At 39.5% G+C, this 24,319-nt stretch carries 23 protein-coding genes and 1 tRNA gene; 5 read left to right on the top strand and 19 right to left on the bottom strand.

Going from position 1 to position 24,319, the window contains the following annotated elements:
* Positions 1-132 precede the first annotated feature (132 nt).
* The 11 genes from dnaI to ACSYTE_RS05155 form a co-directional block, all read right to left on the bottom strand.
* The gene (gene dnaI, locus ACSYTE_RS05105; RefSeq protein WP_491716383.1) at positions 133-1,047 is read right to left on the bottom strand and encodes a primosomal protein DnaI; all 915 of its coding nucleotides are present in this window, start codon (positions 1,045-1,047) and stop codon (positions 133-135) included.
* A gap of 20 nt (positions 1,048-1,067) precedes the next feature.
* Entirely contained in the window at positions 1,068-2,474 is a 1,407-nt protein-coding gene (locus ACSYTE_RS05110) for a DnaD domain protein (protein WP_491716384.1), read from the bottom strand.
* Entirely contained in the window at positions 2,474-2,959 is a 486-nt protein-coding gene (nrdR, locus tag ACSYTE_RS05115; protein WP_491716385.1) for a transcriptional regulator NrdR, read from the bottom strand. Before nrdR ends, ACSYTE_RS05110 begins: the two co-directional genes overlap by 1 nt.
* Before the next feature lie 18 nt (positions 2,960-2,977).
* Entirely contained in the window at positions 2,978-3,568 is a 591-nt protein-coding gene (coaE, locus tag ACSYTE_RS05120; RefSeq protein ID WP_491716386.1) for a dephospho-CoA kinase, read from the bottom strand.
* A complete protein-coding gene (gene mutM / locus ACSYTE_RS05125; RefSeq protein ID WP_491716387.1) occupies positions 3,561-4,400 on the bottom strand; it encodes a bifunctional DNA-formamidopyrimidine glycosylase/DNA-(apurinic or apyrimidinic site) lyase in 840 nt (279 codons plus the stop codon). The genes coaE and mutM overlap by 8 nt, the downstream gene beginning before the upstream one ends.
* Positions 4,401-4,414: 14 nt before the next feature.
* The gene (polA, locus tag ACSYTE_RS05130; protein WP_491716388.1) at positions 4,415-7,054 is read right to left on the bottom strand and encodes a DNA polymerase I; all 2,640 of its coding nucleotides are present in this window, start codon (positions 7,052-7,054) and stop codon (positions 4,415-4,417) included.
* 121 nt (positions 7,055-7,175) lie between these two features.
* Entirely contained in the window at positions 7,176-7,874 is a 699-nt protein-coding gene (locus tag ACSYTE_RS05135; RefSeq protein ID WP_491716389.1) for a Bax inhibitor-1/YccA family protein, read from the bottom strand.
* 89 nt (positions 7,875-7,963) lie between these two features.
* A complete protein-coding gene (gene murC, locus ACSYTE_RS05140; protein ID WP_491716390.1) occupies positions 7,964-9,295 on the bottom strand; it encodes a UDP-N-acetylmuramate--L-alanine ligase in 1,332 nt (443 codons plus the stop codon).
* A 72-nt stretch (positions 9,296-9,367) separates the two neighbouring features.
* Positions 9,368-11,809, bottom strand: a complete 2,442-nt coding sequence (locus ACSYTE_RS05145) for a DNA translocase FtsK (protein ID WP_491716391.1) — start codon at positions 11,807-11,809, stop codon at positions 9,368-9,370.
* 63 nt (positions 11,810-11,872) lie between these two features.
* Positions 11,873-12,508 (bottom strand): YtpR family tRNA-binding protein, encoded by a 636-nt coding sequence (gene ytpR, locus ACSYTE_RS05150; protein ID WP_491716392.1) that lies wholly within the window; start codon positions 12,506-12,508, stop codon positions 11,873-11,875.
* Between the two features lie 22 nt (positions 12,509-12,530).
* Positions 12,531-12,851 carry a thioredoxin family protein gene (locus ACSYTE_RS05155; RefSeq protein WP_491716393.1) on the bottom strand — a complete coding sequence of 107 codons (321 nt, stop codon included), beginning with the start codon at positions 12,849-12,851 and terminating at the stop codon, positions 12,531-12,533.
* 117 nt (positions 12,852-12,968) lie between these two features.
* On the opposite strand from ACSYTE_RS05155, the gene ACSYTE_RS05160 reads away from it, so the two are divergent.
* Positions 12,969-13,280: a hypothetical protein gene (locus ACSYTE_RS05160; RefSeq protein ID WP_491716394.1), complete on the top strand. Its 312-nt coding sequence runs from the start codon at positions 12,969-12,971 to the stop codon at positions 13,278-13,280.
* Here ACSYTE_RS05160 and trmB read toward each other — a convergent pair.
* Genes trmB through ACSYTE_RS05175 form a run of 3 tightly spaced genes read right to left on the bottom strand, consistent with a single transcriptional unit; the run spans position 13,267 to position 15,850 of the window.
* Positions 13,267-13,911: a tRNA (guanosine(46)-N7)-methyltransferase TrmB gene (trmB, locus tag ACSYTE_RS05165; RefSeq protein WP_491716395.1), complete on the bottom strand. Its 645-nt coding sequence runs from the start codon at positions 13,909-13,911 to the stop codon at positions 13,267-13,269. The two genes, ACSYTE_RS05160 and trmB, sit on opposite strands and share 14 nt — an antisense overlap.
* A gap of 11 nt (positions 13,912-13,922) precedes the next feature.
* Complete coding sequence (locus ACSYTE_RS05170) at positions 13,923-15,119, bottom strand: ABC transporter permease (protein WP_491716396.1); 1,197 nt, start codon at positions 15,117-15,119, stop codon at positions 13,923-13,925.
* On the bottom strand, positions 15,119-15,850 hold the full coding sequence (locus tag ACSYTE_RS05175; RefSeq protein ID WP_491716397.1) for an ABC transporter ATP-binding protein: 732 nt from the start codon (positions 15,848-15,850) through the stop codon (positions 15,119-15,121). The genes ACSYTE_RS05170 and ACSYTE_RS05175 overlap by 1 nt, the downstream gene beginning before the upstream one ends.
* Before the next feature lie 125 nt (positions 15,851-15,975).
* Here ACSYTE_RS05175 and ACSYTE_RS05180 point away from each other — a divergent pair, with 125 nt between their 5' ends.
* The 3 genes from ACSYTE_RS05180 to ACSYTE_RS05190 all read left to right on the top strand — a co-directional run bounded on the left by ACSYTE_RS05180 (position 15,976) and on the right by ACSYTE_RS05190 (position 17,738).
* Positions 15,976-16,404 (top strand): HIT family protein, encoded by a 429-nt coding sequence (locus ACSYTE_RS05180; protein ID WP_491716398.1) that lies wholly within the window; start codon positions 15,976-15,978, stop codon positions 16,402-16,404.
* 2 nt (positions 16,405-16,406) lie between these two features.
* A complete protein-coding gene (locus ACSYTE_RS05185) occupies positions 16,407-16,712 on the top strand; it encodes a hypothetical protein (protein WP_491716399.1) in 306 nt (101 codons plus the stop codon).
* A gap of 126 nt (positions 16,713-16,838) precedes the next feature.
* Entirely contained in the window at positions 16,839-17,738 is a 900-nt protein-coding gene (locus tag ACSYTE_RS05190; protein WP_491716400.1) for a peptidylprolyl isomerase PrsA, read from the top strand.
* Positions 17,739-17,797: 59 nt separating this feature from the next.
* Here the strand turns inward: ACSYTE_RS05190 and ACSYTE_RS05195 are convergent, their stop codons facing one another.
* The 4 genes from ACSYTE_RS05195 to ACSYTE_RS05210 all read right to left on the bottom strand — a co-directional run bounded on the left by ACSYTE_RS05195 (position 17,798) and on the right by ACSYTE_RS05210 (position 23,078).
* Positions 17,798-19,939 carry a transglycosylase domain-containing protein gene (locus ACSYTE_RS05195; RefSeq protein ID WP_491716401.1) on the bottom strand — a complete coding sequence of 714 codons (2,142 nt, stop codon included), beginning with the start codon at positions 19,937-19,939 and terminating at the stop codon, positions 17,798-17,800.
* Between the two features lie 134 nt (positions 19,940-20,073).
* Complete coding sequence (gene argS / locus ACSYTE_RS05200) at positions 20,074-21,774, bottom strand: arginine--tRNA ligase (protein WP_491716402.1); 1,701 nt, start codon at positions 21,772-21,774, stop codon at positions 20,074-20,076.
* Between the two features lie 243 nt (positions 21,775-22,017).
* Positions 22,018-22,088, bottom strand: a tRNA-Gly gene (locus tag ACSYTE_RS05205).
* A gap of 69 nt (positions 22,089-22,157) precedes the next feature.
* Entirely contained in the window at positions 22,158-23,078 is a 921-nt protein-coding gene (locus tag ACSYTE_RS05210) for an L-lactate dehydrogenase (protein ID WP_491716403.1), read from the bottom strand.
* A gap of 147 nt (positions 23,079-23,225) precedes the next feature.
* Between ACSYTE_RS05210 and ACSYTE_RS05215 the strand changes: the two genes are divergently transcribed.
* Positions 23,226-23,564: a DUF1516 family protein gene (locus ACSYTE_RS05215; RefSeq protein WP_491716404.1), complete on the top strand. Its 339-nt coding sequence runs from the start codon at positions 23,226-23,228 to the stop codon at positions 23,562-23,564.
* A 39-nt stretch (positions 23,565-23,603) separates the two neighbouring features.
* Here ACSYTE_RS05215 and ACSYTE_RS05220 read toward each other — a convergent pair whose 3' ends face one another.
* Positions 23,604-24,317: an aspartate/glutamate racemase family protein gene (locus ACSYTE_RS05220; protein WP_491716405.1), complete on the bottom strand. Its 714-nt coding sequence runs from the start codon at positions 24,315-24,317 to the stop codon at positions 23,604-23,606.
* Positions 24,318-24,319 lie beyond the last annotated feature (2 nt).

The raw sequence follows: 24,319 nt of genomic DNA on the forward strand, positions 1-24,319 counted from the left end.
TTTCAGCAAATGCCCCTCTTCCCTAATAAATTTGGATTCGCAAATCATGTCTTCAAACACTTTTAGCTAGTAAAGATTTTTCAATTATCATTAAACTATTATTTAGCAATAATGTCAAGTAAAACACCTAGCTTACTGCAAACGCATATTTTTACCATCCATCTGGTACTCATTCGCTAGAAAACGAATTCTTTGCATAATTCTTCCAGAACGGACCTTATCTTCTTGATTCCGTTTATCGTAGGGTAAATGATCTTCTTCTAGGGCATTCATCGAATAATTTGAGCTAAATAGTGTCGGCAACTCATTTTGCATTCGATACTCTAAAATAACTCCCAATACTTCATCTCGAATCCATTCAGAAAGCACGTCGGCTCCAATATCATCAATCATTAAAATTGGGGCCTTCTTGACTGAATCAATTTTAGCACCAGTCGTATTAAATTGAATTGAATTTTTTAATTCAACCGTGAAACTAGGAAAGTTAATCAAAGTCGAAGATAAGCCTTTTTTAGCAAGCTCATTTGCGATTGCTCCGAGGGTATATGTCTTACCAACCCCAAACGTTCCCCAAAGATACAGCCCCTTAACAAATTGATCAGGATGATCAGATAAACGATGGATAAAATCCATTGCAACTTCTAGGAGGTGCACCCGTGCGTCACTGCTCATTAGATAACTGTCAAAACTAGCATCACGAGTTTGCTTTGGCATTGCAATCGACTTAACCCGATCCTTCATTGCCTTCGTCTTTTGTTTTTCAATCGTCGCTAGGGTCGGTGAGTAGGTAATATCGATCAACTTCCCATCAAATGTCAATTGTGGTTGATATCCAGGGATCATTTCCCCACCGCGTGATAGCTTATTCTTTTGTTGAACGTATTCATAAATGCGGGAGGCAGAATGGCGAACCGCATCGTTACTAATATGATGTTCATTAATAAACTTTTTAACATCAGGATCAGAGCAAGCTTGATTCATTAAATCACGGTAACTACTTTCATTGCCAGTATGATTTTTCAACACGTTCTGTAATTCTTCTTCCAACTTTTTAATATTTACACCCCCTAATTATCTTCACGGAATTTTCTAAGCATTTCCTTGCCCTTCTTTAGGCTTTCCTCACTGATTGGCTTTACATCGGGTTGATAGTCCTTTCTTAGCCAATATGGGACCGGCTTTTTGACCATTGGTTGCTTTCTGCGATAGCCACCATTTCCCTGAAAATTACGGCTACCATTATTACTGCTAGCCTCTTTTTTACGATTGTAATCCTTAATGGCAAGCATTGCATCCCGCGTCGTTTTAACATGATATTTTTGAACCCACTCGTTTGCGATTCGTTCAAAGCTATCTTGATAAAGCTGGGTTTTGTTCATATCCACTAAAATGTGGTAAACCAACATATTGATTACGCTCGTGTTCATTACGTTACGGTTCAACATTTCTTCAATCATTTTATTTTCAGAACTGGAGGGAAACCCACCAAGTTGATGTTTTAAATTCTGTAAAAATTGAAGAGGTGGAAATTGACTTACATTTTTTAATAGTAATTTTTCCTGATCACTAAAATCATCATTTTGAGTTTCAGCATCATTATTAGCATTTTGATTAGGTGGCACCGATTGTTTTACTGGCGCTTTTTGATACATCCGATTGACCAAAATCTTTAATTTTTCAGGATCAAAAACATTGTTCTTAATGTTAGTCGACTGAATGATCAACCTAGCCAATGCGAGCTCGTCAATGCCATACAAACGGTGTTCATTCAAGATTAAATTATAGTTCTTTTTCACCTGATCAATCCGCACATACGACTTTGCAACACTGTCTAAGACCAATTGAAAATCAAAATCATCACTAGCCGCTAATTGAGGCTGTGAATTAGGGGTTGGTTTCTGGGTATCATTCAAATCGTATTCTTGCTTTAAATTACCAATCGTATTCGGTTGATTGGTGAGTTGATCAGCATCGATCTGAAATGAATCCAAGAAATCTTGAGTAATTTCTGACGCATGTTCCATTGGAAAGGGCTTGATCAAAAGGCGGTCGGCAAGCTCGTGATACATCTTTTCACCAATGTTTTCCAATAGTGCCAAGCTTAATAAATCGTCATTAAAAAACTGGCGATTCGTTAGTGGGGGCACTAGTTGATATAACATTATCGGTTTAGCATCCGTTGGCTGCACGAACGTTTTCAAAAGTCCCGCCCCTTCTAATTTGATGCGACATTCCGTAAACTCCCTAAAATCAAATTGAAGAAACGAAAATAAGTCATAGTGAGAGCGTTGTCTATAATCAACCTTTTGTTCATTACTATATCTCCAAAACAAGCGAATCAATGCAGTCGCATTGCAGCCAATTATTGGTTGATACAACAAATCAATGGATTCACTCGCTAAATCAGATAATCGTTCATTTTTAACAACAATAAAGCCTGCCTGAGGATCATTTTGTGTTAATTGATTAGCCATTATTTATCATTATCCTTTGATTCTTTATCATGATCACGGTTCATGACTTCTTTCATTTCATTATAAAATACCGTCATATCCTTAAACTGCCGATAAACACTTGCAAAACGAATATACGCAATTTCATCAACATCTGATAAAGCCTTCATCACATACTCACCAATTAGTTGGCTGGAAACCTCTGTTTCGCCGATCGATCTAACCTTAGCTTCAACTTCATCAACGATTTTAGTCATTTTATCCATTGAAACGGGTCTTTTCTCGGCAGAGCGAATAATCCCGCGTAACATCTTATCACGACTAAATTCCTCGCGATTCCCATTATGCTTAATCACTAATAGTGGTGCCGACTCAATTCGTTCAAAAGTGGTATAGCGATATCCACATTTTTCACATTCACGGCGTCTTCTAATTACAGTCCCATCATTGGTAGGTCTGGAATCAACTACCTTTGAACTATTTTTATGACAATGGGGACATTTCATCTTAATCACCTCATCGTTTTATCGTAATTTATCCAGTAATTTTAACACTTGTTGGCTAGTTTGACTAATCGAACCTGAGTTATTAATGACCACATCTGCTAAATTTTGCTTAATTGATTGCGGCCACTGCTTACCAATTAAACGAACTGCTTGTGTGGTGCTAATGTGATTACGCATTTTAAGTCGCGAAACTTGAATTGTTGGATCACATGTAACCATCACTACCAAATCAACATAATTTGCATACCCTAATTCATATAACAAAGGTGCATCTAAGACCACCAAGTCAATTTGTTTTAGGCTATAATCATGAATTTGATCTAAAATCATCCCACGAATGTATATATCCATCGTCCGATTCAATAACAACAGTTTGGCAGGGTCTGCAAAAACGATTTCCCCCAAGCGTTTTCGATCGATGGAATATTCGCCCGCAATCTCATTGCCAAATTTTTCTACAAGCTCATTATAACAATCGGTCCCCCTTAACTGGAGGGTGTGGGCAATTGCATCCGCATCGATAATTGGAACGCCATGGGCTGACAATTCCCTACTAACGGTGGATTTACCAGTCCCAATGCTACCAGTTAAGCCTAATAACTTAGTCATTAGCACTTACGATTCGTTGACAATTGGGACAAAAGCTAGTCCCCCGTTGAGCAACTTTGATTTTTTCAATCGGGGTTCCACAACGTTCACAAGGTTGGCCCTTTTTGCCGTACACATGCAATTGACTTTGGAACTGGCCTGCTTCACCAAAGGCATTCGAATAAGAATGAACGGTCGTTCCATGACCCTTAATTGCCAGGGCAATTTCTTTAATAATATTCTTCCGTAATTCGCTGATCTGTTCATCTGAAATCAAATTAGTCTGTTGTTCTGGATGAATTTTACTCATCCAAAGGACCTCATCAGTATAAATATTACCTAATCCAGAAATATGGTCTTGGTTCAATAAAAATGGCTTGATTTTCCCACGACTTTTATTCATGATCCGTTTCATGTAATCAAACGTTAAATCTGATTCGGTTGGTTCGGGACCAATCGTTCCTAATCCTGAAAGGGTCTTTTCGTCACCATTTTTAATTAAATACATCCGACCAAATTTCCGACTGTCGTTATATCTTAATTCCCGACCATCGGCCAAATGCATAATAATATGGGTATGCTTACTAGGCTTAGTGCCGTCTTTTTCAACGTCGTACTTACCTTCCATTCGTAAATGTGAAACAACGGTATGCCCATTGTCCAACCTAAATAATAGGTACTTCCCCCGTCTGTCAATCTTAGTAATTGTACTATCAGCTAGGCAGTCGATAAATGTTTTCGGTTCTACGTTTAGCATCTTAGGGTAAATTACATCAACACTTTTGATGTGAGCACCCTTAACTAATTCGGTCAGTCCCTTACGGACGGTTTCAACTTCTGGTAATTCTGGCATTTTTTAACCTCTCTTTATTTACTTGCATCGTACCAAGTAGCGCCAAAGTGACTAGCTACCTTTAGCGGTACATGTAACTTAACTGCGTAATCCATTACCTTAGGAACCAGCTTTTCGAGAACGGGAATTTCTTCCGCTGGGGCCTCAAAAACTAATTCATCATGGATTTGTAATAACATCTTTGCTTGCATCCCACTAATTGCTTTTTCCATATTAATCATCGCAATCTTAATAATATCAGCGGCACTTCCCTGAATTGGTGAGTTCATCGCCGTTCTTTCAGCAAATGAACGAAGGTTGAAATTACGAGAATTAATATCTGGCAAATAGCGCCTACGGTTGGTCAGCGTTTCAACATACCCCTTTTCATGGGCCTGTTCAACTGAATCTTGCATATATTTGTGAACGTTTGGATATTCAGCAAAGTACTTCTCAATGAACTGTTTAGCATCAGCACGGCTAATCCCTGTATTACGAGCTAATCCGTAGTCACTGATTCCATAAACAATCCCAAAGTTAACGGCCTTAGCCTGTCTTCTTAAATTAGGGGTCACTTCATCGTTAGAAGTCAATCCAAAAATCCGCCGAGCAGTTGAAGCGTGAATATCATCATTGTGCAAAAATTCGTCTTGCATATTGGTATCACCACTGATCGATGCCAAGACCCTTAATTCAATTTGTGAGTAATCAGAAGTAAAGATCTGCCAATCGGGATGGCTAGGGACGAACGCGCGTCTAATCTGGCGGCCTTCATCAGTCCGAATCGGAATATTTTGTAAGTTCGGATCAACTGAAGACAGTCTTCCCGTTTGTGTTAAAGTCTGCAAATAACGCGTATGGACCTTATTATCTGCGGGTGAAACCACTTTTAGGAGCCCATCAACATAAGTCGATGATAGTTTCGCTAATTGACGATATTTTAAAATATCATCAACGATTGGCGCATCAGGAGCTAACTTTTCTAAAACGTCCACTGAGGTGGAATAACCCGTCTTAGTTCGCTTAATAACTGGTAATTTTAATTTCTCAAATAAAATGGTGCCGAGTTGTTTGGGTGAGCCAATATTAAATTCTACGCCAGCTTCATTATAGATGGCCTGTTCAAATTCGGCAATCCGCTCAGATAGCTTACTGCCCATTGCGCTCAATTGATCTTGGTCGACTGCGATTCCATTAATTTCCATCCGTGCCAAAACGAATGCAATTGGCAGTTCAATTTGCTCGTAGAGTTTCGTTTGATCGTGATCGGCTAGTTCTTGAAACATTTTCGTCTTTAATTCTGAAATCGCATTTGCCTTGGCTGCCAAGTGGCCAAATAAAACGTCATCATCTGCTGGAATGGTGCGTTTAGCACCCTTCCCATAGACGGTTTCATCACTTTGAACATTGTAGTAACCATGTTCACTAGCAACCCTACTTAAATCATTCCGATTATCATTAGTATTCAAAAGATAAGAAACCAATAGCATATCAAAATCAACATGATTAAGCTCAACGCCAAGCCGATGTAATCCTACATAGGCCCGCTTAGCATCAAAAACATCAATCTTAATGGCAGAATCAGCCAATAAATCCGCTAGCGGGGATTGCTTTAATAATTCCACATTCCTCGATACGTACCAACCAGCACTCGTACCAATTACAAACCCTACAAACGGTGCGGTGTGATAATTATCACCATCCATGGCTAGGTAAAAAGTCAATTCTGAGCCTAAGTCCGATAATTCATTAATATTATTTTCATCTAGGACCGTAAATTTAACATCAGGATCAGGTTGACTATCCATTTCACTTAAGAATTTTCTGAAATCCATTTTTTGATAAAAAGCAGTTAATTCAGCTGATTGATCTCCTAAATAAGCCAAATCAGATACGCCAATTTTAATCGGTGCATTACGGTCAATAGTAGCCAATTGCTTAGATAATAACGCCTGGTCATGATCTTCAATCAAGTGCTCCTTTAACTTTTTAGCGGTAATTTCATCAATATGCGCATATAAGTTTTCGATCGAACCGTACTGCTTAATTAATTTATCAGCTGTCTTGGGTCCCACCTTATTAACGCCAGGATAATTATCGGAATTATCACCCTGTAAGCCTTTTAAATCAATGATTTGAGCTGGTGTAATCCCCATCGTTTCTTTCACGTAATCCGCAGTGTAATGTTGAGTTTGACTAACACCAGTCTTAGAAATACTAACAGTAGTTTTATCAGAACATAGCTGGGTGAGATCGCGATCCCCAGTAACGATGGTCACTTCATAGCCATCAGCTTCGGCCTGTTTAGCGAGCGTCCCGATAATATCGTCTGCTTCATAGTCTGGTAACTTGTAACTTTTAATTCCGCGAGCATGCAAAAGCTCTTCAATATATGGGAACTGTTCTATCAATTCTACTGGTGTTTTTTTACGACCACCTTTGTATTCATGGAACAACTTAGTCCTAAAAGTAGTTTTACCAGCATCAAATGCAGCCAATGCAGCAGTGGGCTTAACAACATCTAACATATTGTCTAACATTGTGTTAAATCCGTAGATGGCGCTGGTATGTAAGCCATCATGATTAGTAAATCGATCGTCATATTGATAGAGGGCATAAAAAGCTTTAAATGCGATGCTATTACCATCAATTAATAGTAGTCTCTTATCAGCCATGTATAATCTCCTTAGTCGTTATTTTCGAATTATTCCTTTTAACATTATATAACAATTCAAAGCGATTTAAAAAAGAGACCTTCGATATTATCATCGAAAGTCCCTTCTTTTTTAGTAATGATTAGCTACGGTTATTACCGCCTGCTCCAAAGATTTGTAATAAGCTCAAGAACAAGTTAATGAAATTCAAGTAAAGCATCAATGCTCCACCAATAGCAATTCCAGTAGCGGAGCTACTATCACCATTTTGGTTATAGAATTGCTTTAGCATTTGCGTATCGTAAGCAGTCAATCCGGTAAAGATCACCACTGAAACGATTGAGATGATAAGTGATAACATCCCGATGTGTAAGAACATGTTAATCAACATCGCCACGATGATGGCGATCAATGCCGCCGTCAAGATCGTGCCCATCTTAGCTAAACTCTTCTTCGTGATAAATCCATACACACTCATCGTAATGAATAAGCTCGCACTCGAAACGAATGCTGCTACGATCGATGTACTCGTGTAGACCATCAAGATGTTCGAGAATACGAACCCGGTCATTGCCGAATAAATAAACAATAACGCCAAGCCTAACCCGGCATTACGCATCGCTGCGTGTTGAATGAAGAATGGGATAAACGCCCAAACTAACATTAGTACTAGTGCGGCACCACCAGACATCGAAATTCCATTTTTAACTACTAAGAATGCAACCAATGCTGAAATTAAAATCGAAGAACCCATCCAACCGTAAACGCGGGCAAAAAATGAATTGACCCCGACGGCGTTGTTAACAGCTCTTCTATCTGTTGGTTGATCAAAATTATTCAAGGAAATCCCTCTTTTCTATAAATTACATCTATATAAACTATTTAGACAATTATACCAAACTAATTGGTAATCATAAATCATTTTAACCATTAATTTACGTTTGGCCGTAAATCATTTAACAAATTTTCATAAATTTTTTCATACTTTTGAATATCACCAGCCCCCATAAAGATGATTACGGCATTTTTATAGTCGAGCAGTGGTGATAGGTTTTCAGCTTGAATCAATCCACCGTCCTTAGTGATTTTATTAACTAAATCTTGACTCGAAACATTCCCCGTTTTTTCACGTGGTGAACCATAGATTTTAGTAACGTAGACTTTATCCGCCTTATTCAAGCTCTTAGCAAAGTCATCTAAATAGGCAATCGTCCGACTAAAAGTGTGGGGTTGGAAAACCGCAACAATTTCTTTATTAGGGTATTCTTGTCTAGCAGCATCCAAAGTGGCATTGATTTCCGATGGGTGGTGCGCATAATCATCAATAATGACCATGTCTGAGACCTTGCGCTGTGCAAACCGTCTTTTAACCCCCTTGAAAGTTAAAAGCTCGTTTCTAATTTCAGCCAAATTAACATCTTCAAAGTATGAAACCGCAATGACTGCAAGTGAGTTCAAGATGTTATGTTCACCAAACAGTGGAATCTTAAAGTTACCTAGTTCCTTGTCATTATGAATGACATCAAAAGTTGATCCCTCAGTTGTCCGTTTAATATTTACGGCTCTAAAATCATCATCCTTATTAGTCCCATAAGAGTAAATCGGCACGTTAGCAGTTAATTTCCGTAGGTTTTGGTCATCACCCCAAATAAAGATTCCCTTCTTAACCTGATTAGCAAAAGTTTGAAAAGCATCGAATACATCATCGATTCCAGTATAGTAATCGGGATGATCAAAATCAATGTTAGTCATAATTGCGTAATCTGGGCTAGTGGCTAGGAAATGACGACGATATTCATCAGCTTCATAAACAAAGAATCTAGCATCTGGCACACCCTTCCCACTACCGTCACCAATTAGGTAATCAGTAGCAGAAATCCCACTCAAAACATGGGCTAATAAACCAGTTGTACTGGTCTTACCATGGGCACCAGCGATTCCAATGCTAGTATAGCCATTGATCATTTCACCAAGTAGTTCATGATAGCGATAAATCCTTAAACCCATTTCACGGGCCTTCGCAATTTCTGGATGATCATCTTTAAATGCATTTCCAGCAACGATGGTGAGTCCTTCATGAATATTATCAGGATCAAATGGTAAAATATCGATCCCTGCTTGTTCCAATCCCCGTTGCGTAAAAGTATATTGGTCAATATCAGAACCCTGAACTTGATAACCCTGATCATGTAAGATCAAAGCCATCGCACTCATCCCAGTTCCTTTAATCCCAACAAAATGGTAAATTGTATTCTTATCCAACTTTATTTCCCCCTACCTATTCTGGCACTCTTTTATATTAGCAGAATCCCCCTGAATAGCTACTAATTATTATTAAAGATTTATTTTTTTATAATCATCTTCAGTAAGATATACTTCACGTGGCTTAGAACCATGTTGACCAGAAATATAATTCTGTTGTTCTAAATCATCGATCAAAGTGGCTGCACGGTTATAGCCAATTGAAAAGACCCGTTGTAATTTCGAAGTGGAAACCGTATTTTCCTTTGCAATATAAGCCAATACTTCAGGCATTAGTTCATCTTGTTGATGAACCATATTGACCTTTTTCAACAACGACTTCGGATTAAACGCATACTTAGGCGTCCCTTGGGTCCTAACCGCAGCAGTGATGCGCTCAATTTCTTCATTGGTAACGAACGTTCCTTGAATCCGCAACGGCTGACTCTTTCCATTGCCTAAATAGAGCATGTCACCACGTCCCAAAAGACGTTCCGCACCCGCAGTATCAATAATCGTTCTAGAGTCCACTTGACTTGAAACCATGAACGCAATTCGAGTTGGAATGTTGTTCTTAATGGTCCCCGTAACAATATCAACACTTGGCCGTTGTGTGGCAACGATCAAATGAATTCCAGCTGCCCGAGCCTTTTGGGTGATTCTAACGATGTAATCCTGCACTTCAGTTGATGCCACCATCATTAAGTCAGCCAACTCATCAATGATGATCACAATGTATGGCATTTTCAATTCAGGTTGATTATTTTCATCAGCCTTGGTATTGAACTGCTCAATATTCCTAGCACCACCAGCGGCTAGCTTTTCATAACGTTCATCCATCTCCTTGACCGCCCACTTCAAAGCAGCGGAAGCCTCGTTTGGTTCTGATATTACTGGGGCCAAGAGGTGTGGAAGCTTATTATAAGGGGCTAGTTCGACCGCCTTTGGATCAATCAATAATAACCGCAGTTGCGCTGGGGTCGCTTTATAAAGCAGTGATACCAATAGGCTGTTGATGAACACACTCTTCCCTGAACCAGTGGCACCAGCAATTAACCCATGGGGCATTTTTGAAATATCGGTTACCTGTGGCTTTCCAGTTAGATCGACCCCCAAAGCAATCGTCAACGGTGATTGTGCATTTTTAAATGATTGATCATCTAAAACTTCTGATAGCATTACTGGGCGCGGCTTGGGATTTGGAATTTCGACCCCCACCGTCGTCCGCCCAGGGATTGGGGCTTCAATTCGGATGTCCTTGGCGGCTAGCGCTAGTTTTAAGTCATCGTTTAGATTAGTAATTTTACTAACCTTAACCCCCAACGCTAACTTCACTTGGAACTGGGTAACGGTCGGCCCATTGGTCCAATCAACAACTTCAGCGTTAACGTGAAATGCATGTAAAGTTCGATCTAAAATTTCTGATTGTTTAATGATCCAATCATCCAAATCATCATCATCTTGGAAGTGCGGTTCATTTAACATGCTAAAGCGCGGGAACTGATAACCATGCTCGTATTCAGTCCCGCTGCTTAATAGTTCATGGCCAGATTTATCACTATCATCATTATTTGCTGGTTCGTCAATCGGCTCATCATCAGGTGTTGGCTGCAGTGTTTTTACATCCGATGGTCGTGCGATAGCCTTAGGGTGTTCATCTTCCTGGGCTGCTTTCACTTCTTTCAAACCATCTTTGAAAAATTCCACATCTTTTTGGGCATCTTGTTCATTATTTAAGATCGCAGAAAGCGGATGCCCTAACCCACGCTTAGGGGTTTTAGAATTAGCGGACTGTTTGGTATCAACAAATGCCGATTCAGAACGCTGCGTCTTATCCTGCGGGGTTGCTTCGCTACTACTTTTACTTCGATCAACGGAATCATTCATTTCATCGGCATCGTTATCACCAACCTCAACTGATTGAGAATCAGGTTCAAAATGATGCGATGCTTTAGAAGACGGCGCTACATCAGAAGCAGACTGGATCCCCTTATCTGCATCGGATTGCTCATTTTGTAAGCGTTGATAGTATTCCTCATCACTTGTCGGATTAGCATAATGACTGCTGGCTGCTGATTCAAACCCACTGACATTTTCACTAGCATCGCTAGTGAAATCATCTGAAAATTGCTCAGCAGCAACACTTTCTGGATGTTCATCAACAGCGCCAAATTGAATTAGATCCGAATTGGCACGTGTATCCAACCCATCGTCAAATAAAATACAATCAAAATCCTGCTTATCTAATTGCTGAATTATTTTCAGATAGTAACGGCCCAGCTTAGACTCGTTTAAATATTCATCACCAACGACTCTTTTCGCATAATTGCCCTTTGGCGTGAAAGCATTCGTCATTTTAGAAATCATGTTCTCACCATTAGTTCTAAAATTACCGCTACTAGAGTCACCCGTGCCTCGGATATCTTTTCGATTGCCCCTAGTCATCTTATTGTTAGAATAACTATCTTGATTATCATTTGATTTTGGTTTTTGTAAAAAGCGTCTATAAAACGCTGGTCCATCATAGTGATTCATTTTATTCACCCTTAATTTACGTTAAATTATTAGATTATGTAAAAATAAGGAGTGACCAACTCCTTATTCAAATAGATTTTGTGCTTTTATAAAATCAAATTTAGTGCCAACTTGGTAATCATCAGGTAAGATCAACGCCCCAGGTTTTTGAGGTGCGTTCGGCAACCTAAGTTCCCTTCCAGAACAGATCATCCCATCGCTTGTAACGCCCTTTAATTCACCAGGCCAAATTATCAAGCCACTTGGCATCATCGTCCCGACTTCTGCAACTACAACTTTGATGTCTGCTTGCATGTTTGGAGAACCGCTGACAATTTGAAGAGTCTTGCCATCTTGGACCTCAGTTTCAGTGATTTTAAGGTGGGTCGACTTAGGATGGTCAGTAACCGTCTTTACGTACCCCACCACGAATTTAGGCTCTTCATCAACGACTAGTTGATCTGTAAAACCAGCATCCTTTAGAACAACGTTCAATTTAGCAACGTCATCTGCGGTCAAAGTTACTTGTCCGTTTTGATCCTTTAACGCTGGTAAAATCTGACTCGCTGCAAAAAAGTTAAATCCCAAAGTTTGTCCAGATTCTGCTGCTGAGACTTTGAAAACATCACCTTTATGTTCAACGACTTGGTCTTCAACATCTGGGTGCATTATTACAACTAAAACATCCCCCATTTGGGATGGATTATAACTTGCTATCACTTTTGTATCATTCCTTCTAAAATTAGTTTAAAGAGCCGATAAAGTTTTCGACTTGCGCTTGCGTCTTGCGTTCCTTATTAACGTATCTGCCCACTTCTTCACCGTTTTCAAAGGCAACGAAGCTGGGAATGCCAAAAATATTTAATTCAGCAGCTAAATCAATGTTATCATCTCGATCAACTGAAAGAAAAGTGTATTCGGGGTGATTGGCAACAATTTCAGGCATTGCTGGTTTAATAACAGTACAGTCAGGACACCAACTAGCGGTGAAAAAAAGCATGTACTTACCGTTGGCAATCTTTTGCTTTAGTTCTGATAAGTTCATTGGTTGTAATTCTTCCATGGTTATTCCTCCCTTTAAATCCATGCTAATAATTATAACTTAAATCACAAGCAAATTATTCTGTTTTGATTATAATAATAGTATAGCGTCAAATTCAATAGAAATCAGGTGTAATTATTGAAAAATAGAACGAAAATGAAAATGGGGCTCAGCATTATTGCCGTTGCAGCTTTAGGATTTATCAAAGCAGGCGTGCACGCTAAAATTGAAAAAAGAATCTATCAACAACTCCACCGCCAGTTTGCGCTTCAAAAGATCTATGGAACATGGTTACGGCCCGAATATCAATTAATTACCGAAAATTATTACCTCGGTGGGATCAACATCTTAGATCATCAAACAATTATTGAATATCAATTTACTGCCAATCAACGAGGTCAAATCATCGATCTTTATAAAACAGATATACACCCAATTAAGCAGTTTTAAACGTTATCACAATTTTATAGATTGGGCCGTTTTGACTAAACTTAGCTTCGTATTCAGTTTCAACGTTTTCAGCCTGTTCAGGACTATTGTGTAGATCTAAGGATACAAACTCAAAGTTGGTCCCAAACTGATTGAACGAAATCAATGAATATTCAAACAGTCCCCGATTATCAGTCTTAAATTCAAGTTGATGACCAGCTTTTAATACGTCTCGATAGCTAGCTAAGAAATCAGGTGAGGTCAATCTACGCTTGGCATGCCGCTTTTTAGGCCAGGGGTCAGAAAAGTTAAGGTACATCTTATCAATTTCTCCCGCCTTGAACAGCGTATTGACCAAAGCTCCGTCGGTTTCCACTAATTGAACGTTGGTCAGACCCTCTTCGACTAACTTCCGCAAGGCGACCGCAATTACTGACTCTTGTAGTTCGATTCCGATGAAATTGATTTCGGGATTGCGTTTGGCCATTTCAATGATGAATTGCCCCTTCCCAATCCCGATTTCTAAGTGGATCGGTTGTTGCTTTGTAAAGCGTTGGTTCCATTTTCCCACCCATTCTTCGGCATTGGTAACGATTAGTTCAGGTTTAGATTCGATGTAGGGCTTGGCCCATGATTTATGTCTTACTCGCATTTGAAACTCCTTTAGTTTAACTTCTTGTTAATTTTATTAGTGATCAATTGATTCGTGAGCGCCCAAACCTCAGCAAGATTTAAAATCAAGCTAAGCCCAGCTGTGACGATTGAATGACTTCCAATCAAGGTCATGATCGAGAAAATAACGGCTGAAACCAGCAATAAGATTGAAATAATCCTTTTAAAACTGGCAATTTGGAGCTGGGGAGCAACTGGATAGACGTGGGTGAACACATTGTTAGCAAAGTGAAAATAAAATGGAATTAATTGAAAACCGATCAAGTACAGGAACAACAACCCAATTAAAATTGGGAGGTAGGTCCCACCAACCCCCACTAATAGGATTGCGCCAATCACCGTTAACCTAATGTGTAAGCCACTATATTCACCATTTCTGACGATTGAGCGCCCGTAAAGGTATAAATAAACGTTCTTGGGCGTCACTTTGATTCTATTGATCAAGAAATCAAGGTAGCGGCGCCGTTTAGTCGTCCCTTGAATGTTTGGAACATCAGTAAAGAGGTTGAAGAACTTGTAAAGCGCAAGCATTCGCGTATTTTCCATTTCGATTAAATAACGCCAATCAAGCGATTTATTAGCAAGGTGCCGTTGTTTAGCAGCTGTCATAACCAGATATAAAGCGCTGATCAGCATCCCTAAAGCGGGAATTAAAACTGTAATCCCTAGTGCAACCACGTTTAGCAGCCACTTAAGTCGCAGATGCGATTGGTGGTAGTAAGCTTGATTCAAAGCTCCATCAATGTCGGCACTCTTCAAGAAGACCATCGTCAATAAAACCCCCACCAGATCGAACAAACTCCAATTCATCGTTACCCGCATAAATGGTAATAACACGAACCAAATTGCTAATTGGGGGAGCAACGCCATTAAAATACTATAATTACGTGCTGATTTTAAATAATTGACCATTTCGGCTTCCCGTGGAATTAAGAAAACCCGATCAGCTGGTTTGATCAGCGTTGCGAGGTGACTAAAAACTTGGCCCATTAGGGTCACTAATAAAATAACGATTACTGACCACCAAAGCCCAGGGTGCAATTGCTTCAAGAGGTTCGAATATGATAGTCCCAGCCCCCCGATCAAAAACATCAGTGCAATCACAAAAAAGTCATTGAATACATAACGCATATACTTGGCCATTTCACCTAGATGGTGGGCTAAACGTTGTTTAAATAAATCGCTCATTACGCCTCACCCTTGGCTAGCGCAAGATAGATGTTGTTCAAAGAATCGCCCGCATTCGGGAATGCTTCCTTGATTTTAGCTAGGTCCCCTTCAATCTTAATTTGACCATCGTTGATCAATACAAAGCGATCACAAAAGCGTTCGGCAGTGTCTAAAACGTGTGTTGACATTAAAATACTGCAGCCCTGTTTTTTACGATCTTTAATCAACGCCAATAAATCGTTAACTGCCAGCGGATCAAGCCCTAAGAATGGTTCGTCGATCACAAACATCTTGGCATCGGTCATAAACGCACAAACGATCATCACCTTTTGCTTCATCCCCTTGGAAAAGTCAACGGGGAACCATTCCAGTTTGTTATCGAGTCGAAACGTTTTTAATAGCTGGTGGGCCTTTTCCCACGCCTGATCATGGTCAAGTGAATACGCCATGATCGTCATTTCAATGTGTTCACGCAGCGTTAATTCGTTATATAACACCGGAATTTCTGGAATGTAGGCGAGCTGTTGTTTATAATTTTCATTATTGTTGGTAATTTGATACCCGTTAATCTCGATCGACCCTGAAAATGGGGTTAATAACCCGATAATGTGGTTGATCGTAGTGGACTTTCCAGCTCCGTTGAGCCCGATCAATCCCACTAGTTCACCGTCTTGAACGTCAAATGAAACATCCTTTAATACGGGAACTTGCGAATAGCCCCCAATTACGTTTTTTACCTCTAAGGACAATTCAATTCCTCCTCTATTTTTAGTTTAACTATATTATAGCATAATGCAAAGATGACCCTTTATTTTCAAAAGCATTTTTGGATAGTGTATAATTAACTTAATAAATAATAAGGTAGGTAATTAATATGACTGATTGTATCTTTTGTAAAATTATCAACGGGGATATCCCCAGCTACACTGTTTATGAAGACGACATTGTCAAAGCGTTTTTAGACATCTCACAAGCCACTCCTGGCCACACGTTAGTGATTCCTAAAAAGCACGTTCCAAACATCTATGAATATGATGCTGACTTTGCCAGCCAGGTCTTTGCCCGCATCCCTAAGATCGCCCGTGGAATCCGTAAGTTCAACCCTGATATCAAGGGGATGAATATCGTCAACAACAATGGTGAAGTGGCCTACCAATCCGTATTTCACTCCCATTTTCATTTAATTCCTAGATATTCAAATAAAGACGGCTTCAGCATGAACTTTGCGGATAATTCTGGGCAATACGATGACGCTAAATATAATGAAATTGCACATGCAATTAAGGAACAAGTGGAGGAATGAGCATGAAGGGATTAGCCAAGTTAGTCGGTGTTTCAGCTGGTGCGCTGGGGGTCTATTTAGTGGCAAACCGTGAATCACCTCAACAATTCTTTACGAATGTTAAAAATTTTGCAATTCAAAAAACTGAGCAAGCCAAAAAATTTAATCATGACCGCGCTCAATTCACGGATGCGTTGAATAAATTCAAAGCTGAATTAACCAGAAGTCAAAAAACAATTAATGACGTTCAAACTATCATCAGCGAATATTCATTTGAAATTCAACCCCACCTCGATATCATCAATCAAACGATCAAAAAGTTAAAATAGTCGTTTCATTTAATTTTTGTTTAAGGTCAATTTTGCATGTGTCGATGAAATCCGAATTGTGTTATATTGGAACATGTTGAATATCAATACTTATATTAATTTTGTACGAATGGATGTGTTTTTTTTATGAAAAAATGGCTAGTTGGAGTAGCCGGAGTATTTTTGAGTTTAACCTTAGCAGCCTGTGGTAGTTCCGCTGTTGCAACTACTAATGGTGGTAAGATTACTCAAAGCCAATACTACAGTAGCTTGAAGGAAACTTCTAATGGTAAACAAGTCCTTCAACAAATGATTTTGAACAAGGTACTTGAAAAAAACTATGGTAGCAAGGTTAAAGATTCACAGGTTAACAAGCTATTTAATCAATACAAGTCCCAATATGGATCACAATTTAGTGCAGTTCTTCAACAACAAGGACTTACTAATTCAACTTTCAAGGGCCAAATTAGAGATAACCTCTTGTTAGAACAAGCAGTTCGGGCTAACACTAATTTCTCCGATTCAGCACTTCAAAAGCAATTCAAGAGTTACCAACCTAAGATTACTGTTAACACGATCTTAGTTGCTAAGAAGTCAACCGCTGAAACTGTAATTAGCCAACTTAAGAGCGGCACTAGTTTCGCTACCTTAGCTAAGAAGTACTCTACTGATACTTCCACTAAGAACAAGGGTGGACGGCTACCAGCATTTGATAACACTTCATCATCTGTTGACTCCGCATTCAAGAAGGCAGCATATAAGCTTGAAAAGAAGGGTGATTACACTACTACCCCTGTTAAGACTCAATATGGTTACCAAGTAATTCAAATGGTTAACCACCCTGCTAAGGGGAGTTACAAGGATCACGTTAGCGAATTGAAGGATCAAATCGTAACTTCAGAAATGTCAGATAGTACTGTATTACACAACATCGTTGCGAAAGTACTTAGAAACGGTAACGTTGACATCAAGGATAACCAATTAAAGGATATTCTAGCTAGTTACATCACTTCAGAAAGCTCCGATTCATCAAGTAGCAAAAAATAATTAACCAAAAAAAGTCCTACTGAATTTAATATTCAGTAGGACTTTTTTAGTCCGTAATTTTACTTGCCACCAAGGAATTGTTTAGCATCATTGAACCATTTACTAGTTTGTTTTTTCACTTTATCAAAACCACTTTCAATGTTCTTACTAATGCTATTGCTGCCATTCTTAACATTATCCCAAATGTTAGAACTACTATTACTGTTATTACTACTGTTTCGTTCATCAATAATCGTTTGGGCATCCTTAACGTCAAATTGAGTCTGCTTAGTAGTCGGAATGATTGAGGTCATTTCACTCTTAAATAGAGGCCCAATTCCAGTTCCACTAAGGTTTTCAAGATGATGATTGCTATTGGTATCATCAAAGCCTTCCCAAGTAGCGACCACCGCATTCGGCGTATAACCAATGATCCACTTATCACGAGTTGCATCAGCATCGGCTGTCGAATCGGCCTCTGTACTACCAGTTTTTCCGGCCACTTGATAGCCATATGGCTTTGCATCGACTCCGGTTCCGTTATCAAAAACGCCTAGCATCATACTAGTCATATTTTTAGCGGTCGTCGCAGACATCACCCGCGTCCCCTTTTGTTGCGCAGTATTATCAATCACTACGTTCCCAGAGGCATCAACGATTTTACGAATATAGTAAGGTTTGGTAGCTACCCCATTATTTGCAAACGCTGTATATGCACCAGCCATTTGTTGGGGAGAAACCCCAGTTGAAAGTCCACCTAGTGCTAATGAAAGGTTCTTATCACTATTAGAAAGCGGAATTCCAAATTTCTTTACCGATTCATAACCACTTTGAATCCCGATCTTGTTTAATAACCAAACTGCAGGCGCATTCATACTTTGGGCCAATGCTTCATACATTGGGACCTTCCCTGTATATTGGTCGTCATAATTTTGTGGGGTATATTTATTTTTACCATACGACTTCTTTGCGTTTACTAGTTCTGAGTCAAAATTATAGCCATTCTCCAACGCTGGAGTATAGACCGCAAGTGGCTTCATGGTCGAACCAGGTTGACGTTTCATCTGGGTAGCACGATTATAACCCCTAAAAACATGTTTACCACGACCACCCACTACTGCATTTACGCCCCCAGTTTGTGGATTGACAGAGATCGAAGCCGCTTGGACCTTGGTTCCATCAGCAGCATTGTTCGGGAACATGCTAGGATCATTAAAGTTATTTTGCATTGCAGTTTGCTGACTTTGGTTCAAGTTAGTATAAATTTTATATCCACGGTTCATAATATCAGCTTCACTCAGCCCATACTTACTAATCGCTTCATTGATAACTGCATCAAAGTAATAAGGATAACGATAACTATCCTTATAGGTATAATTATCCTTAACTTCAATTGGTTGCGCCTTGTACCTAGCGGCTGCCGCCCTAGTCAGTTTGCCATTTTCGACCATTAAGTCCAAGACGGTATTCCGACGTTGTAAAGCTAATCTAGGGTGATCAATCGGATTATAACCACTCGGATTCGTCAACATCCCTGCTAACACCGCTGCATCTTGAACTGGTAGGTTCTTGACCGATGTCCCAAAGTAACGCTCTGCGGCATCGCTGACCCCATAAACACCATTACCAAAGTAAGCATTATTCATGTACATCGTTAAAATTTGATTTTTAGAATAGACGTTTTCAACCTGAATCGAAATAAATAGTTCCTTCAATTTTCGAGAAAAGGTTTGTTCTTGTGATAGATAGGCGTTCTTCACTAGTTGTTGGGTGATCGTACTTCCCCCACCACTAATGTAATCATGCCCTAAAACTTTATTTTTTACCCACAAGAGACCAGCGCGACCGAACCCGCTAACTGAAAAACCATGTTCACTATAGAAATGCCGATCTTCGGTAGATAGGATCGCATCTGGAACGTTTTGCGAAATGTTTTTCATCCCAACATAGGTTCCCTTTTGCGAATATAACTCCCCGGCCTTTTTATCACTAACATCGTAGATAACAGTTGAACGTTTTAACGATGAATTAAGATTTTGAACATCCATTGTTTTGGCAACGAACGTTAAATAGGTGCTCATCGAAAAAATAATTCCCATTACGACCATAATAATCCAACGATTAATATGATAACGATGCCAAATGTACTTTTGCACTTTTCTAAATTTTTGCCAGTAGGTGTGTGTTAATTTCCCCACCGCACTAGATTGATTCTGTTTCATTAAAGGCATTTCGCCTCCTTCAAATATTAACCTTAATTGTACCATAATTAAGATATTTGATATGATTTTGGTAATAATTTTAACGATTTAAACCAAAAAATCTGCCATTATAAAATGACAGATTTTTTAATAAATTACATTTCATCGGGTGACTTAACACCTAATAATCTTAATGATTCCTTCAATACGATCGAGACACTCTTAACTAATGATAAACGGGCATTTAACATTTGCTTATCATCAAGGATGCGAGTATGGGCGTAATATTTATTGAACGCCTTTGCTAATCGTAAAGAATACTTCGCAATTACTGATGGTTCAAAGTCAGCACACGCATCCTTAACAATCATTGGGAAGTCATTCAATAATTTGATGATCTCCCATGATTCAGGATCGTCTAAGTCGCGGCTGCTACTGTCTGCATTGAATTCAGGAACCCGTCTTAAGATACTTTCTGCCCGCACTCTGGAATATTGAACGTATGGACCAGTTTCTCCTTCAAATCTTAATTGATCTTCTAGCACAAAGTCGATACTATCCATCTTATCGTTCTTCAAGTCACCAAAGATAATGGCCCCCACACCGACTTCTTGAGCCACTGCATCCTTGTTCTTAAGATCTGGATTTTTCTCTTCGATTTGTTGCTTAGCCAATGCAATCGAATCATTCAATACTTCGTCCAATAGGATGATCCGCCCGGAACGCGTCGAGAGCTTTTTACCGTTCACGGTGATCAAACCAAATGGAATGTGGTGTAAGTCCTTAGCAGAAGGCACGTCCATTTCTTCTAAAACGGCCTTTAATTGCTTGAAGTAGTAAGTTTGTTCTGAACCAACCACGTAGAGGTTCATTGCTGGATGGTATTCACGATCACGGTAAATCGCAGTCGTAATATCACGGGTAATGTATAGTGAAGCCCCATCACTCTTTAAGATCAAGGCAGGGTTTAAGTTATACTTGCTCAAGTCAACGATTTGCGCCCCCTGTGATTCCTTTAAAAGATGCTTATCTTTTAACATTTGAATCACTTCTGGCATCTTGTCATTGTAAAATGCTTCCCCATTATAGGTATCAAACGTAACACCTAATTTAGCGTAAATTTGGTTGAAGGCTTCCAATGATACGGAGCGGAACCACTTCCATAGTTCAGTCGCTTGCTTATCACCATGTTCTAGCTTACTGAACCATTCCCGAGCTTCATCGTCTAATTCTGGGTGTTCAACGTCTTCCTTATGGAATTTAACGTAGTATTTCACTAAGTAGTTGATTGGATCGCGTTTAACGTCTTCTTCGTTCCCCCACTTCAGATAAGCGGTGATCAACTTACCAAATTGAGTCCCCCAATCACCTAAATGGTTATCCTTGATTGGGTGATAACCGTTCTTAGCCAAAATGTTGGCAACGGCGTTTCCAATTACAGTTGAACGCAAGTGCCCCATTGAAATGGGCTTGGCAATGTTTGGTGATGACATATCGATTGGCACGTTCCCATTTTGACCATCTTGATTTTGACCGTAATCTGCTTTTTGGGATAGAACGGTCGTTAAAACATCACGACTAAATTCAGGCTTGCTCAGGAAAAAGTTAACATATGGTCCCATTGCAACGACCTTTTCAAAACCAGTTGCATCGATCTTATCAACTAGGTCCTTGGCAATCATTTGCGGTGCCTTGCGTAAGACCTTTGCCAATGTAAAGGTAGGAAAGGCAAGGTCCCCCATCTTGGAGTCCTTGGGCCGTTCGATTTTTTGTAATACGGTTTCTTGGTCTAAGCCAGATTCAGCATCAAGTGCAGAACTAATCAACGCAGCAACTTGTTGTTTGTATTTATCCATGTCATTTCCTCCTGAAAAATTAAAAAGTCCCTTGCAAATAAAATTTGCAAGAGACGGATGGTTTTATAATCCGCGGTACCACTCTAATTGATATGATTATCCGCTTAATATTCAAAATTTAAAATCTAAAAAGCACGCCTTCAAGACCATGGATAATTCGGCTCGCACCATCCCGAAATCGCTACATATTCATAAGTCCCTACTACTCTTTTATCATTGATTGATTTATCGAAGATTCGATAAAGCGGGTAACGAGAATCGAACTCGCGACCTAAGCTTGGGAAGCTCATATTTTACCACTAAACTATACCCGCATTACAATAAAATATTGTAACACATTCAAAATAAAAAGTCACTACCTAAATGGTAATGACTTTTTATTTTTAGCTATACTTCTTTACGTTCCCCTTGATAAAGTCAGCTGATTTTTGTAACTTGGCTTGTTCTTCAGGAGTTAAGTCTAATTCAACTCGTTTTACAACACCCTTCCGACCAACAACGGCTGGATATGATAAGTAAACGTCTAAATCAGGTTGATAGTTAGAAACTGGTAACACGCTCAATGAATTGGATAAAACAGCATTGGCTAATTTAACTGCGGCAGTGGCCACCCCGTAATTAGTGTATTGCTTCCCCTTGAAGACTTCGAAACCACCCTTACGAGCACCATCATCTAAAGCATCTAGATCTAGGCCGTTTTCAGCAGCTAATTCTGTGATTGGCTTATCAAAAACGGTTACGGTCGACCAAGCAGTAAATTGAGAATTACCGTGTTCCCCTAAGTTGTACCCATGAACTGAATGGGGGTCAACGTGTAATTGTTCACTGACTTCACGTAACATTCGTGCTGAGTCCAATAAAGTTCCAGTCCCGATCACTTGATTCTTTGGTAAGCCAGTGTATTTTTGATAGAATGAAGTAATTACATCACAAGGGTTAGAAATATCAACTAACACCCCGTTAAAACCAGATTCTTTAAGGTTTTCAGCAACTTCTTTTACCTGAGCACTGGTAAATGGTAATTCAGCAAATCGGTCTGAAGATTCACTACTTTGTAAGCTAACCTTCCCCATTGCTGAGATCACTACGTCGGCATCCTTTAATGCTGAATAATCATTAACCGTAATATTTGTATGGAATGGTAAATTAGGCATTGCATCTCTTAAATCAACTGCATCTGAGACGACCTTGGCTTCATTGGTGTCGATCATCACCAATTCATCCGCAAATCCTGCTGAAACTATGTAATGGGCAACCGTTGAACCAACGTGCCCACTTCCGATTACACCGATTTTTCTTGTCATAAACAATCACCTCAAAAATTAATTTTTAATTAGAATACAGTAACAATATAACACTTATATTATTATTTTGCACGCATCCTTTAATAATTCTTAAATTTAAGTGTGCTAAAATGAGAATATAATTTAATTTTAAAGGGGGCCATCTCGATGTGGGTCACATTGAACTTTGTGCTATGGGGATTATTGATTATTTCACTCATCACTGGTTTCACTCGCGACTATGCAAAACGAATTATTCAATCGCTGATTTGGTCCAGGATCTTTTATTTTTTGATCATCAGTAGTCAATTCGTGATTAGCATTCGGATCTTTCACCATAGTGCGATTTCCGTTATCATTAGTGACGTGCTTTGCATTATCTCAGTCGCAGTGATCGAACGGAGTTATCAAAAATTAGAATCACAAGTCCTAACGCGCTTGGATACACTTGGATTATCTTGCACTATTTTAGCGGCAATCATTGCCCAATCACTTGCACTAAGGTAAAAAAAGATCCCAAAAGTTATTTCAACTTTTGGGATCTTTTTATTTTGCTTTTCGATACTGTTCAGCTAGTGCGATCGTGCGATCTACTAATACTGATTGCGCATCCATTACGGGATAGGAATGGTTACCAGCCCGTTCTTCAGCAACAGATAACTCGGTACAGCCCAGGATGACGATGTCACTTTTTAATTCGTTGACCATTCGATCTAAAATATGGTGATAACGCTCCTCATTGACCGTCCCGTTTTCCTTGATGTCATGATAGATCAGGTTCATGGTCTCATTTCTGATCTCATCAGTAGGCTTCACAACTGTTAAACCGGCCGCCTTAATTTCATGGTCATAAACCCCGTCATGTAGCGTTCCGTTAGTGGCAATCAATCCGACACGCTTAACAGCTGGATACTTATTTTTGATCTCCTTTACCGCTTCACGGGGCATGTGTAAAATTGGCACGTCCGTTTGCGACTGTAACTCATCAAAAAAGTAGTGCGCCGTATTACAGGGTAACGTAAAAAAGGCGGGATGCAACTGTGATTGTTGTTTAATATCTTCAATTAAATCAGGGAGCGGACTGGGTTTGGTATGGTCCAAAATGTACTCAGTCCGATCTGGGACCGTCGCATGGTTGACCAAGATATAATTTAAATAGTCTTGGTCGCGATGGGCCGGTGTCCGTTGATTCAAAAGGTGGATATAACTTTCAGTCGCTTCGGTCCCCATTCCCCCGATAATCGAAAAAAAGTGCTTCATTC

Source organism: Nicoliella sp. ESL1120, from assembly GCF_058508515.1.

What these genes read in the sequence shown, in the direction of transcription:
- nrdR (WP_491716385.1), bottom strand. Translation starts at nt 2,959, where the DNA reads ATGAAATGTCCCCATTGTCATAAAAATAGTTCAAAGGTAGTTGATTCC.
- ACSYTE_RS05195 (WP_491716401.1), bottom strand. Translation starts at nt 19,939, where the DNA reads ATGAAACAGAATCAATCTAGTGCGGTGGGGAAATTAACACACACCTAC.
- coaE (WP_491716386.1), bottom strand. Translation starts at nt 3,568, where the DNA reads ATGACTAAGTTATTAGGCTTAACTGGTAGCATTGGGACTGGTAAATCC.
- ACSYTE_RS05215 (WP_491716404.1), top strand. Translation starts at nt 23,226, where the DNA reads ATGTGGGTCACATTGAACTTTGTGCTATGGGGATTATTGATTATTTCA.
- polA (WP_491716388.1), bottom strand. Translation starts at nt 7,054, where the DNA reads ATGGCTGATAAGAGACTACTATTAATTGATGGTAATAGCATCGCATTT.
- ACSYTE_RS05155 (WP_491716393.1), bottom strand. Translation starts at nt 12,851, where the DNA reads ATGGAAGAATTACAACCAATGAACTTATCAGAACTAAAGCAAAAGATT.
- trmB (WP_491716395.1), bottom strand. Translation starts at nt 13,911, where the DNA reads ATGCGAGTAAGACATAAATCATGGGCCAAGCCCTACATCGAATCTAAA.
- argS (WP_491716402.1), bottom strand. Translation starts at nt 21,774, where the DNA reads ATGGATAAATACAAACAACAAGTTGCTGCGTTGATTAGTTCTGCACTT.
- ACSYTE_RS05170 (WP_491716396.1), bottom strand. Translation starts at nt 15,119, where the DNA reads ATGAGCGATTTATTTAAACAACGTTTAGCCCACCATCTAGGTGAAATG.
- mutM (WP_491716387.1), bottom strand. Translation starts at nt 4,400, where the DNA reads ATGCCAGAATTACCAGAAGTTGAAACCGTCCGTAAGGGACTGACCGAA.
- ACSYTE_RS05190 (WP_491716400.1), top strand. Translation starts at nt 16,839, where the DNA reads ATGAAAAAATGGCTAGTTGGAGTAGCCGGAGTATTTTTGAGTTTAACC.
- ACSYTE_RS05180 (WP_491716398.1), top strand. Translation starts at nt 15,976, where the DNA reads ATGACTGATTGTATCTTTTGTAAAATTATCAACGGGGATATCCCCAGC.
- ACSYTE_RS05145 (WP_491716391.1), bottom strand. Translation starts at nt 11,809, where the DNA reads ATGAATCACTATGATGGACCAGCGTTTTATAGACGCTTTTTACAAAAA.
- ACSYTE_RS05185 (WP_491716399.1), top strand. Translation starts at nt 16,407, where the DNA reads ATGAAGGGATTAGCCAAGTTAGTCGGTGTTTCAGCTGGTGCGCTGGGG.
- ACSYTE_RS05220 (WP_491716405.1), bottom strand. Translation starts at nt 24,317, where the DNA reads ATGAAGCACTTTTTTTCGATTATCGGGGGAATGGGGACCGAAGCGACT.
- ACSYTE_RS05110 (WP_491716384.1), bottom strand. Translation starts at nt 2,474, where the DNA reads ATGGCTAATCAATTAACACAAAATGATCCTCAGGCAGGCTTTATTGTT.
- ACSYTE_RS05210 (WP_491716403.1), bottom strand. Translation starts at nt 23,078, where the DNA reads ATGACAAGAAAAATCGGTGTAATCGGAAGTGGGCACGTTGGTTCAACG.